This is a genomic window from Nostoc sp. (genome assembly GCF_036917515.1).
In the GTDB taxonomy this organism is placed as follows: Bacteria; Cyanobacteriota; Cyanobacteriia; order Cyanobacteriales; family Nostocaceae; genus Nostoc.
The window spans coordinates 1-11,580 of record NZ_JBALDE010000179.1; the positions used below are offsets into that span (position 1 = coordinate 1).

Here is an 11,580-nt window from a genome sequence, read left to right on the forward strand (position 1 = left end):
TCAGTGAAATGAAAGAAGAAATTAGAAATCTAACTAATTATCATTGGCTAAATGTTATTTAATTTATTAGGGGTTTATGGAAACCGGATTTGGTACCAAACCATATTCTGAGTCAAACTCCTTCGGAATTACCAGTGGATACCATGTTTGCAAAGGTTTTTCTAAAAGAGCCAAAAGACCTTCTAAAGTACGTGGATAAAGAAAAGTTGTCATCTTCAATGCCAGAGTATTGGAGGCACGCTGTAAGAAATCAGGGTATGGGTATTTAGGGAGTTGGTATTGAGTATCTGGACGAAAAAACTCTGCTAAACTAACAACCAACAAATCAAATATGATTATTTCGCTATTATCCAAGGAGTACCTCCTTTGTATGAAGCAAGCTTTGGATATTGTGTTTCTTTAGTGAAACAGTGTCATTTTAAGAACTTATGAAACTAATCTCAATTTAAAATTTTTTCTACAATTTCTTGGTATTTTGTAACATTTCTAAAGATATTTGCCGGATAAGAAGTTGGAAATAGGTTACTACTTTCACTCATGACATTTCCCAAAAACTTTAAGGTCATAGATTTTATCTCATCAATTTGTTCTGTGGTTAAATCAGATGATATGTTGAAAAAACTATCTGGTAAAGCTTTGTAGACAAGGTGTAGAACCAGACGATTACTATGAGTAGCAAATAACTTTTTTCACCCATCTCGTTGTTTTTGTATTTCTGATAATTTATTCTCTACTACTCTTAATATTTGAACTAATTTCCAAAGGTTAGTGTAGAAATATAAAAAATTTGTACAATTTTGCAATTTGTAACCCCTATATTACCGTTAGCATTCACGCAACTTATAAAAATAAAGTTGTACAATTTTCTAAAAATTCCTCATATTGATAAATAAAAAAGTTGTACAATATCTCAAAAGCAAGCCTTGTAAAGGTTTGGAACTATTTACTACAAGATTCAATGGCGATCGCATCCCAAGTGCAAAACTGAATTAATAGGTTGAGTTTGTGATGGATGCGATGGCACTCTATTTCACTTGACGTTGAACCAATATATGATGCTTGGCGTAAAGAAGTAATTTCTTTATTGCTAGATATTCCTAATCCTCAACTCACTTCTATCAGTGAGTAATTAAGTAGATTTAATCAAGATTCACTTAGAGGATGTTTGAAAAGTCATCCAACGTATGTTTGACTACTCTGGCTATCGATAAGTTGAACGAGATAATGAGGGTTCTGGGGCTTGCGATCGCTTCTCTTAGTTGCATTTAAGGCTTAAGCTGACACTTTTCAAACAACCTCTTATGTTCAATAGACTGATAAATCAGAGGGACTGGTTAAAGTTTTTTAAGCAACCAGGAATTCGCTCATTTGCTCTAGTATTTGTCATAAGTTTAGGCTTGAGTTTGGCGATCGCTTCCTGCACTCCTAGTAATTCAGCTAATACACTTACAGAAAAACCTCAGACTAGCAAGTTAACTGTGTTGAAAATGGGGCATCAAAAAGGTATGGCACTGCTGAATATTATCAAAGCCCAAGGCAGCCTAGAGAAGCGCTTACAACCTCAAGGTATTTCTGTAACATGGAATGAATTTTCCTCGACTGCACCTTTACTTGAGGGAATGGGTGTAGATGCAATCGTTTTTGGTGGTGGCGGTGGTACAGGAAGTGTCTTTGCTCAAGCCAGCGATAAACCTTTTTTTCTAATCTCAGTAGACTCACAGTATGGACAATGCACAGTAGAACACCTTAATTCCTCCCTATATTATGCAACGCCAAATTTACTACTGAATGCGATCACGTACTTCAAAGTGGTGGAAGCGCGACGCGCTTGGAAGCATCCCAATTTGGCAATAAGATGAATATTGGGAAAAATATTCGCGAGTTATCATCGCGAAGATATTTGTGTATATTTGTATGCCAAGACCAAGAGCCAACGATACTGAACAGGATAAATTAGCTCGATTTGAGCGGATTAAAAAGGCGATTACAGCCTTAGAAAAACAACAAGCACATTTTAATTAAAGCAGGGTGATCTGGCTGCATCCGGGGCTTGGGTAGCGCGTTATCAAGTCCGGCAAAATCTGAAGAAATATTAGTACTACAAATTACAAGTGCCAATCCCATACTTCTAATACGTGACATCAGACAAGCTCAGTAAATACAAGCATTTGGGCAAAGCTGTACTACTGAACATCTTGATGTTATTATGTCTGTTTTTAGACGTTATGTTTGGGATTAAATACAGAGAATAATTCATACCCTTGATGACTGTTTGCTAGATATTAGTTCTGGATCTGAGCAAGAAGAGGAAGAACCACAAGACTGAATCCCCAGATTATTCGTGATTGTAATACCATTTCTTTGTGAGGCTGCGCCAAATTTTCTTCCTTTGTGACGGCAGTCGCTCATGGGGGAAACCCCCAAGACCACGCTGCCTCTCCTTTGCACCTTTGCGGTTCGTTCCTTATATAATTTGGCGCATCATTATATAGGATTGGTATAACTCGCAAATAATTTGGATTCTTTTATTTTTGCCAAATTGGGATGCTCCCTGTAGTCTAGTTATTAGTCTACGCACGACTAAAAAAACAGAGTATGACAATCTTACAAGTTGTGGATAAAGAGTTTTCAGAAGTTCCCGTCATTGATATTAGTGCATTGGTTTCTCAAACTAGCAACTATTCTCATGTAATCGTAGACCAAATTAGACAAGCTCTCCATAATTACGGTTTCTTCTATATCGTCGGACATGGAGTTGATGAGCAATTACAAAAGCAGTTAGAACATCTCAGCCAACAGTTTTTCGCGCAGGATGTAGAAACAAAACTGAAAATTCGTATGGCTCTTGGTGGTAAAGCATGGCGAGGATATTTCCCTGTAGGTAATGAGTTAACATCAGGTAGACCGGACTTAAAAGAAGGTATTTACTTCGGTACAGAACTAGAATCAGACCACCCACTTGTGAAAACTGGTGTACCAATGCACGGTGAAAATCTTTTTCCATCAAATATTCCCCAATTTCGAGAAACAGTGCTGGATTATATAGACTCAATGACCAAACTTGGACATACCCTAATGGCTGGTATTGCTCTAAGTTTGGGGTTAGAAAAGTCCTACTTTGCAGACCGTTATACAAAAGACCCATTGATATTATTTCGGATTTTCAATTACCCTCCTAATTCATCATTATCTGAATCTAAATGGGGCGTCGGCGAACATACAGATTATGGAGTATTAACTATACTAAAACAAGATAATGTCGGTGGATTACAAGTCAAATTAAAGTCTGGTTGGATAGATGCACCTCCTATTCCTGGTTCATTCGTATGCAACATTGGGGATATGCTCGATCGGATGACACGAGGACTGTATCGCTCAACACCCCACCGCGTTCAGAACCGATCAACAAGTAGTCGCTTGTCATTTCCATTTTTCTTTGATCCCAATTTCAACATTGAAGTCAAACCCATTGAACTGGACGGTATAGTAGTGAATGACGATCAAAGCGATCGCTGGGATAAAGCCAGTGTCCACGAATTTCGCGGAACTTATGGCGATTATCTTCTCAATAAAGTATCCAAAGTATTTCCAGAACTGCGCCAAACAGTGTTTTAAAGTGCTGTTAGCGGTAGCACGGCGTTGAGCCAATGCTATTACCGCCACCGTTGCTGCAGCACAATAGCTACAGTAAAGATCACAGACCGGACTTATTGCAGTATCGTTAAATGCTCTCGATCTAATGGCACGCATGATTTGCGTAAATCCCTGTTATTCCTTGTTTTTGGGTGTGGGGTTGCAGCTTTGGGTGTGGGGAATTAAGAAGATGTTGAACTCGTTGACGTGCCTTGCATTCAATTGTCTTAAACACTACACCTAACACCCTGCCCTCATTAGGTTTCACATCAGTCTTCGTGCCATTCTGCTCTCGACCCTCGACCCAGTTGGGATGCGACTAGTTAGCGCTACCTTCGACAACTTCTGAAAAAAATTAATAGCAATCATAATTAAATCCAGTAACTCGATTGAGGTACAGTAGTTTATAGCCTAGCTTTTGCAAAGTAATGTTTGTCGCTGTGCAATGCTCTGGAAAAATCAATGGTAAAAGATGCATCTGAACTAGAAATTACTACCGACTCATCAGCAGTGGTAGATGCCATCAATAGCTTTGTTGATCAATTATTGGGTGTTGGTAACGATGCCCAAGTCATTCTCAAAGCAGTTGAGGCAGATCCGGCTTGTGCGATGGCCAATGCTCAAGTTGCCGCCTTTTATTTATTTGCTGGTGGTTCTGTTGCCTTAATTAAGGCCAAATCTCATCTCAAGGTGGCAAAATCTAACCTAAAAAGAGCGAACGCTCGCGAAAAACTTTATGTTGCGGCAATTGAAGCATGGGCAAACCAAGACATTGCTCAAGCGATCGCTTTCCATGAAGCAATTGCCATTGCCTTTCCGGGCGATTTAGCCTCGGTACATCTGGCCCAATACCATTATCGAAATTCCGGTAATAGTCAGGGAATGCTACTGATTGCTGAAAAAGTTTTCGCTGCTAATCGTGACAACCCTTATATATATGGGATGCTGGCCTTTGGGCTAGAAGAGTGCCATCGTTTAGCACAAGCAGAAGAATATGGACGAATTGCGATCGCTCTAAAACGAGATAACCGTTGGGCACATCACGCCGTTGCTCATGTATTAGAAACTCAAGGACGTTTAGAAGAGGGAATTAGCTTAATGGAGAATCTGAGCGACACTTGGGAATATAGTAGCTCGGCTTTTTATGGACATCTTTGGTGGCATACATCCTTATACTATTTGGATATTGAGAATTTTGCCAAAGTACTAGAGATATATGACAGGCGCATTTGGGGACGTGCCAAAAAAGACAATGGACGCGAACAGATTAACGCGATTGCTTTGTTGCTACGGCTAGAGTTACGTGGTGTAGATGTCGGTTCGCGGTGGCAGGAACTTGCTGCTTATCTGCAACCACGATTACACGAACACGCTCTTGCCTTCCTGGATTTGCAATATATCTATGCCTTGGTACGGGGTGGTAAAGATGACTGGGCGGTAGAGATGTTAGAGAGTATGCAAACTCATGGAGAAAACGTTTTACCCTATGCGCGGCGAACTTGGCTAAAGGTAGGAGTGCCAGCGGCTAAGGGGATGATTGCTCATGCTCGTGGGGATTGGAAATGTGCGATCGCTCAACTAGAGGCAGTATTACCTGATTTATACTCCACAGGTGGATCTCATGCTCAACAAGATTTATTTGAGCAAATTTATCTTGATGCACTGATTCGGGATCGGCAGTATCACAAAACCTTGAATGTACTAGAAAAGCGCAATGCATCTCGTAGCAATATTCCCGTGATTCAACGGGAATTAGCTAATACCTACAGCCAGCTAGGACGCAGTGATGAAGCACATCAAGCTTCGCAACTTGCATTAGAACTATCACAACGTTATCAAAAAGTAGAGCAAACAGTATGACAACATACGTAAATCTCGGAAAAAGCGGATTAAAAGTATCACGCTTGACTCTGGGTACTATGACTTATGGTTCTCGGAAATGGCGCGAATGGGTACTAGAAGAAGAAGAAAGTCGCCCGTTTATTAAATTAGCTTTGGAATTGGGCATTAACTTCTTTGACACCGCTGATGTTTATTCATTAGGTGCCAGTGAAGAAATTCTGGGACGGGCACTCAAAGATTTTGCCAAAAGAGATCAAGTAGTTATTGCTACCAAAGTATACAATCAAATCGGTGATGGCCCCAACGACCGGGGACTGTCTCGTAAGCATATTTTTGATGGCATTGATGCTTCATTACGGCGTTTACAAACAGATTACGTCGATTTGTACCAAATTCACCGATGGGACTATGAAACGCCCATAGAGGAAACCCTAGAAGCGCTGCATGATGTAGTCAAATCAGGAAAAGTTCGTTACTTAGGAATCTCCAGTGTTTATGCATGGCAGTTTGCCAAAGCCCTTTACACGGCTGATAAACACGGTTGGAGTCGCTTTATATCTATCCAAAATCACTACAACTTAGTTTATCGAGAAGAAGAGAGAGAGATCATACCTTTATCTCTAGATCAAGGAATTGGGATCATTCCTTGGAGTCCCTTAGCGCGTGGTTTCCTGGCTGGAAATCGCAGCAAACAAGACTATGGTCAAACCGTGCGCGCAAAAACCGACGAATTCGCCCACAATCTCTACTATCAAAATTCAGATTTTCAAATAGTTGATCGTGTCGTAGAATTAGCGCAAAAACGCGGCGTGAAACCAACACAAATTGCCTTAGCTTGGTTATTGCATCAACCAGGCGTGACGGCTCCAATCGTTGGTGCTAGCAAGATAGAGCATCTCAAAGAAGCAGTTGAGGCTTTGGATTTGAAGCTTTCCGATGAGGAGCGTAAATATCTTGAAGATCCTTATACACCACATCCCATCTTAGGACATCAGTACCCAAGCACCTTTGCCAGTCGCTCATAGCAATATCTGTTATTGGGGAATAGGGAAGAAAAGCAGAGGGGCACAGAAGCAGGGGGGCAAGGTAGCCTCAAAACAGCCAAACTGGATGAAACAGGTTGGTCTGATATTGGGTCTGGGTCGGGATAAAGCGAAGGCAAGTTTATCAATTGGCTGATTATTGATGATCTTGCCAAAAGCGTTTATGCAGATGTGCAAAGAATTCGTCTGCATCCATTAGTTACCCTGGAAATTCCTATTTATGGTTATATTTACAATGTTAAAACAGAGCAATTAATTGAAGTTCCTGAAGCTACAAAAGTTGGTCAAGTTGGGTAGTTTCATCATCTCCAACAAGAAAGTGCTGAATAAAAATACTAGTCCCCAGTCTCTTTAAGGATACAGCTAGCCAATAGGGGGTCAATGAGTAAATATTTAATCAATCGATTACTAATTGCTATTCCAACGTTAATTGCCATCAGTATTGTGATCTTTACTATTCTGGCATTAGCACCAGGCGAGCCAATGGGAGAATTTGCCCTGAATCCTTCCATCACAGCTGAAGTTCGCGAAAATATCAGAAAATCTTTAGGTTTAGATCAACCAATTTATATCCGCTATGTCAAGTGGTTTACCGCTTTTATCAGTGGAGATATGGGCTATTCCTTTACTAGCCGCAGTCCAGTAATTGGTTTAATTCTCCAACGGGTACCGACAACCTTGTGGGTGGTTGGTTCTGCTTATCTTTTTGGTATATTGCTGGCTATCCCTTTAGGCGTACTTTCGGCTCTCAAACGCAATACTATTATTGATACAGTTTTGACTACTTTAGTTTTTTTGGGTTTTCTTTACCAACATTTTTTACAGGATTGCTGTTTATTATTATCTTCAGTATTCAGTTAAAATGGTTCCCTTTTATCTACAACAGTACTTTACAGGTAACAGATTGGCAGAGTTTTATTGCTCAGATTAAACAATCTATTATGCCTATTTGTGTATTAGGAATTTGGCAAACAGCAATGCTGATGCGCTTTGTGCGTTCAGAGATTTTGGAAAATATCCATCAAGACTATGTGCGTACTGCTTATGCTAAGGGATTACCTAAATTTTTGGTAATCAATCGTCATGTTTTGCGGAATGCTTTAATTCCAGTAGTTACATTGGTAGCTTTGGATATTCCAAGTGTCTTTACAGGCGCTTTAGTGACAGAAAAGGTTTTTCGGGTTCCGGGTATAGGTGCTTTATTAATTGATTCTATTTATAAGAATGACACACCTGTAGTCATGGTAATTACCTTTATATACGCAATTTTGATTGTTATTTTCAATCTAGTTGCAGATATTCTCTATGGGTTACTAGATCCTCGCGTCAAGTATACGAAGTAGCTAAATAATTCAAATCAAAAGTGGTTTGAACTTTCTGCTCGGTAGTATATAAATTAAATATAGAACATCTTTTATGTTGAAGCAATCGCCTAATCAAAGTTCAGAAACATCCGAATTTTTAGTTTCTCCAGCACCAACTAATATTTTTAAGCAAGAAACCCTCACACAAGAAGCATGGCGCAAGTTTTGTCGTAATCGTCAAGCTATGTTTGGGATTGTAGTCTTGCTAATTATAGTATTAAGTGTTTTGTTTGGCCCATTTATTTATAATATTCTCCTCAACAAAATTGACTTTGCTCAATCCACTCTTGGCCCTAGTTGGGTACATCCATTTGGTACTAATGATTTAGGTCAGGATATATTAGCGAGAGTATTGTATGGTGGCAGAATATCGATCGCAGTCGGAATTTTTTCGATGTTAGTAGCCATGAGTGTCGGTATACTAATTGGCGCACTTGCTGGGTTTTATGGCGGCTGGCTGGATATTGTTTTGATGCGTTTGACAGATTTGTGTTTAGCTTTACCACGACTGCCATTATTATTACTAGTGATATTTTTGTTTCGGGATACAATTAAGGCGATCGCCGGGCCAGAAATAGGTATATTTGTGTTGATAGTACTGGTGATTGGTGGACTCAACTGGATGTCTGTGGCTAGATTAGTGCGAGCCGATTTTTTGACAGTGCGGGAGTTAGAATTTGTTACAGCAGCACGCGCCCTTGGTGCTTCCCCTGCACGGTTGATTTGGGTTCATATTTTGCCCAACCTCATTAGTCCCGTATTAGTTGCTGCTACTCTTTCAGTAAGTACTGCGATCGTTACCGAATCAACCCTGAGCTTTTTTGGTTTAGGTTTTCCACCTGATGTGCCAACTTGGGGGCGAATGCTTAACGAAGGGCAAAACTTTCTCGAATATGCTCCCCACCTCTAGCGTTGCTACCGTTGTATTTCTCGAATATATGACGAGGTATAATTGGGCCATTGGAACCAGTAAACGGCAATGACCAACCTGGGTTAGGCTCCTGGAAATTGATTTTAACGGTATAGTCGTTCAAGGCTTCAACGCTTTTGACAGCTTGATAAGTAGCAGCAGTGGTTGCACCGACAGCTGGATTACTAACAAATTGGTAGGTAAACACCACATCCGCAGCTGTAAAAGGTTTACCATCAGACCATTTGACTCCTTGTTTGAGTTTCCAAGTCACTGATTTACCATCTTTTGCTACTCCACCGTTCTCTAAGGAGGGGATTTCTGCTGCGAGAAAGGGGACTAGTTTACCATCTTTATCAAAGCTGGCCAAGGGTTCGTAAGTAATTCGACTAGCTTCAAAGTCTTTGTTACCTTGAGCTAGATGGGGATTAAGAATGGTTGGTGCTTGCCAATAGAGAAGCTTTAAGGTATTACTAGCAGCACTAGCATTACTTGCAGCTGTTGGAGTAGAGGCAGTTAGAGATTGAGAATTTGGAGAAGAACAAGCAGTTAGCAACAAAATACTAAGCAACGACTGAGCAAAAATCTGACTCCTACTGAATTTATTGAATCTGGTCATGTTGGATTGTCTCTGGCGGTTTAAGCTAAATCTAAAGGGGCGATCGTTAATTTTAGATTTTAATTACGAATTACCCTTCGGGTGACGCTCCTGTCTTGAAAAGTTCAGAGCGGCGGAAGCCGCCGCTCTGAACTTTTCGCTGCGTCGCTAACGCTGCGCTAACGGCAGTTGCTTCAAGTCGGGAAACCCGCTGTTAGCTTCTGCCTCACGAATTACTTTAATATCCTGCTTGCTTATTGACTACATTCTGTAAGGGCTGACCAGTTCGGTAGCGCTCTAGATTATCAAGAAACAAGTTGGCGATGCGTCCTTTCAATGCTGGGGAAATCGCAGAAGTATGAGGTGTAATAAATAGGTTAGGTAACGACCACAGAGAACTTTCTGGCGGTAGGGGTTCAATAGAAACTGTGTCTAATCCTGCACCTGCAATCCAGCCTTCAGTTAGAGCTTTAGTTAATGCTGATTCATCTACAACCGCACCGCGACCTACATTAATTAAATAAGCATGACTGGGTAGCGATCGCAATACTTTTTCATCAATTAAGCCTTTAGTTTCTGCTGTCAAAGGTGTCGCAACAACTATATAGTCAACTTCTGGCAATAATGCGTGCCACTCATCTGTACCAACGATTTTATCGAAATTTGCTAACGGTTCAGGACGACGGCGACCACCCCAAACTCTTGCCCCAAATGCTTAACACGAGCTGCGATCGCCTGACCAATATTCCCAGTACCGAGAATTAACATAGTTGAATTTGCCAACTCTGGTAGTATTAACCAGCTTTTTTCCCATATACGTTGATCATGATCTGCTTGCAGTTCCCGTAACTGCTTGGCGTGATAGAGGATCAAAGTTAAGACAAATTCTGAAATGGGAATTGCATGAACCCCCACACCATTAGTGAGGATAATATCATGTTCGAGAAAAATAGGTGTCAAGATGTGATTCACACCAGCACTAGGAGTCTGTTGCCAACGTATTCCAGGAGCAGCTGCTAGCACCTTATGTAGAGTCGTGGGCTTCAATTCTAACCCACTGAGATAAACTTCTGCATCACTAGCATCACCATCAAAATTACCATCACTATCTACCCGCACAAATTGTGTATCCGATGGTAGGTGTGGCTCAATCTCGGCAGCTCTATAGGTAGAATTAGTTTGACCACGGTTTAATCCTTCATAGAATTGTTTAGTATCCTGCTGACTACTCATCTACCCAGCAATAATATTAGTTAGGTAGAGTAGACAGCGATCGCAATACGTTTTCAATTTAATTGTTAACAGTCAACAGTTATAAGTGAATTGCTCCTCCTGCCTGTTTCAAATACCCACTGGTTCAGGTTGCCTGACAGGAGGTGTTAAGCTAGCTTTGCCCAGTCTTAGATGGTCGCGCAGGGTCTTGCCTGTATACTCTTTGCGGAATAAACCCCGGCGCTGCAACTCAGGCACGACAAATTCGACAAACTCTTCAAATGCACCAGGAAGATAAGCTGCTGAAATAATAAAGCCATCCGCTTCGCCATTTTTAAAGCTTTCTTCTAGCTGATCGGCAATTTGAGTGGGTGTTCCCACCACATGATGCAAAGGTACGAGCCAACTCAAAAGGAACCGAGTACGTGGTGGAACGGGTAACGCCCAATCCGATGTATTCGGTTGCAACTGCCATCGTCGCCACAACAAAAGCAGGGTCAAGAAAAGCAGCACCTTGAGAGCCATAGCGCAGAGTGTCTATGATACCTGCACCGTAACGACTGGGAATTATCAATCCATCTGCAAAGAACACAAAATCAAACTTGCCTCGTTCGAGAATTCGACCTAGATTTTGGTAAAACTCCGGTCGCAAAAAGTTCAAGTCATTGAGAGGATGTCGCCATGCAGGATGACTATGAGTTAGGTGAGAGGCAATCAGAAATCCGGCTAGATGCAGTTGTTTTGTCATTAGGGATTAGGAATAGATAGTAGTATTTTTTACTCAAAATTCAAGCTTTAGCTAGAAAGGCAACTATGTAATCTCATGTCTCCTGCCTTTTTCACGTATACAAAGTGAAAACTGGGATTTGTTCGTTGAGTACCCAGTAATATCATGTCCGGATAATCGCTTACGATAGAAGTAGTGAGTGCAAAGATGACTAATGCCGAAACGAATTAGTGTAGCTACACATTTAAGTA

General features: G+C 40.9%; 12 protein-coding genes and 1 pseudogene. 8 read left to right on the forward strand and 5 right to left on the reverse strand.

From position 1 onward, the window contains the following. Nucleotides 1–66: 66 nt before the first annotated feature. On the reverse strand, nt 67–354 hold the full coding sequence (locus tag V7K89_RS23830) for a hypothetical protein (RefSeq protein ID WP_335191556.1): 288 nt from the start codon (nt 352–354) through the stop codon (nt 67–69). A gap of 947 nt (nt 355–1,301) precedes the next feature. On the opposite strand from V7K89_RS23830, the gene V7K89_RS23835 reads away from it, so the two are divergent. The 8 genes from V7K89_RS23835 (at nt 1,302) to V7K89_RS23870 (ending at nt 8,792) form a co-directional block, all read left to right on the forward strand. Then, nucleotides 1,302–1,859: a hypothetical protein gene (locus tag V7K89_RS23835; RefSeq protein ID WP_335191558.1), complete on the forward strand. Its 558-nt coding sequence runs from the start codon at nt 1,302–1,304 to the stop codon at nt 1,857–1,859. Nucleotides 1,860–2,595: 736 nt separating this feature from the next. Then, on the forward strand, nt 2,596–3,615 hold the full coding sequence (locus V7K89_RS23840) for an isopenicillin N synthase family dioxygenase (RefSeq protein ID WP_335191560.1): 1,020 nt from the start codon (nt 2,596–2,598) through the stop codon (nt 3,613–3,615). 480 nt (nt 3,616–4,095) lie between these two features. Next, on the forward strand, nt 4,096–5,493 hold the full coding sequence (locus V7K89_RS23845) for a tetratricopeptide repeat protein (protein ID WP_335191562.1): 1,398 nt from the start codon (nt 4,096–4,098) through the stop codon (nt 5,491–5,493). Further along, complete coding sequence (locus V7K89_RS23850) at nt 5,490–6,500, forward strand: aldo/keto reductase (RefSeq protein ID WP_335191564.1); 1,011 nt, start codon at nt 5,490–5,492, stop codon at nt 6,498–6,500. The genes V7K89_RS23845 and V7K89_RS23850 overlap by 4 nt, the downstream gene beginning before the upstream one ends. 189 nt (nt 6,501–6,689) lie before the next feature. Continuing rightward, on the forward strand, nt 6,690–6,815 hold the full coding sequence (locus V7K89_RS23855; RefSeq protein WP_335191566.1) for a hypothetical protein: 126 nt from the start codon (nt 6,690–6,692) through the stop codon (nt 6,813–6,815). Between the two features lie 84 nt (nt 6,816–6,899). After that, nucleotides 6,900–7,379 carry an ABC transporter permease gene (locus tag V7K89_RS23860; RefSeq protein WP_335191568.1) on the forward strand — a complete coding sequence of 160 codons (480 nt, stop codon included), beginning with the start codon at nt 6,900–6,902 and terminating at the stop codon, nt 7,377–7,379. Continuing rightward, entirely contained in the window at nt 7,346–7,861 is a 516-nt protein-coding gene (locus V7K89_RS23865) for an ABC transporter permease (protein ID WP_335191571.1), read from the forward strand. The genes V7K89_RS23860 and V7K89_RS23865 overlap by 34 nt, the downstream gene beginning before the upstream one ends. A 73-nt stretch (nt 7,862–7,934) precedes the next feature. After that, nucleotides 7,935–8,792: an ABC transporter permease gene (locus tag V7K89_RS23870; protein WP_335191573.1), complete on the forward strand. Its 858-nt coding sequence runs from the start codon at nt 7,935–7,937 to the stop codon at nt 8,790–8,792. Here the strand turns inward: V7K89_RS23870 and V7K89_RS23875 are convergent. The 4 genes and pseudogenes from V7K89_RS23875 to V7K89_RS23890 all read right to left on the reverse strand — a co-directional run bounded on the left by V7K89_RS23875 (nt 8,749) and on the right by V7K89_RS23890 (nt 11,350). Next, nucleotides 8,749–9,411: an ABC transporter substrate-binding protein gene (locus V7K89_RS23875; protein ID WP_335191575.1), complete on the reverse strand. Its 663-nt coding sequence runs from the start codon at nt 9,409–9,411 to the stop codon at nt 8,749–8,751. The two genes, V7K89_RS23870 and V7K89_RS23875, sit on opposite strands and share 44 nt — an antisense overlap. A gap of 217 nt (nt 9,412–9,628) precedes the next feature. Next, a pseudogene (locus V7K89_RS23880) lies at nt 9,629–10,623 on the reverse strand (D-2-hydroxyacid dehydrogenase). Nucleotides 10,624–10,731: 108 nt separating this feature from the next. Continuing rightward, a complete protein-coding gene (locus V7K89_RS23885; protein WP_335191577.1) occupies nt 10,732–10,983 on the reverse strand; it encodes a hypothetical protein in 252 nt (83 codons plus the stop codon). Beyond that, entirely contained in the window at nt 10,937–11,350 is a 414-nt protein-coding gene (locus V7K89_RS23890; protein ID WP_335191579.1) for a hypothetical protein, read from the reverse strand. The genes V7K89_RS23885 and V7K89_RS23890 overlap by 47 nt, the downstream gene beginning before the upstream one ends. Nucleotides 11,351–11,580 lie beyond the last annotated feature (230 nt).

Bases quoted from the DNA above. Each gene is read 5' to 3' on its own strand.
- V7K89_RS23835 (WP_335191558.1), top strand. From the start codon at position 1,302: ATGTTCAATAGACTGATAAATCAGAGGGACTGGTTAAAGTTTTTTAAG.
- V7K89_RS23840 (WP_335191560.1), top strand. From the start codon at position 2,596: ATGACAATCTTACAAGTTGTGGATAAAGAGTTTTCAGAAGTTCCCGTC.
- V7K89_RS23845 (WP_335191562.1), top strand. From the start codon at position 4,096: ATGGTAAAAGATGCATCTGAACTAGAAATTACTACCGACTCATCAGCA.
- V7K89_RS23850 (WP_335191564.1), top strand. From the start codon at position 5,490: ATGACAACATACGTAAATCTCGGAAAAAGCGGATTAAAAGTATCACGC.
- V7K89_RS23860 (WP_335191568.1), top strand. From the start codon at position 6,900: ATGAGTAAATATTTAATCAATCGATTACTAATTGCTATTCCAACGTTA.
- V7K89_RS23870 (WP_335191573.1), top strand. From the start codon at position 7,935: ATGTTGAAGCAATCGCCTAATCAAAGTTCAGAAACATCCGAATTTTTA.
- V7K89_RS23875 (WP_335191575.1), bottom strand. From the start codon at position 9,411: ATGACCAGATTCAATAAATTCAGTAGGAGTCAGATTTTTGCTCAGTCG.
- V7K89_RS23890 (WP_335191579.1), bottom strand. From the start codon at position 11,350: ATGACAAAACAACTGCATCTAGCCGGATTTCTGATTGCCTCTCACCTA.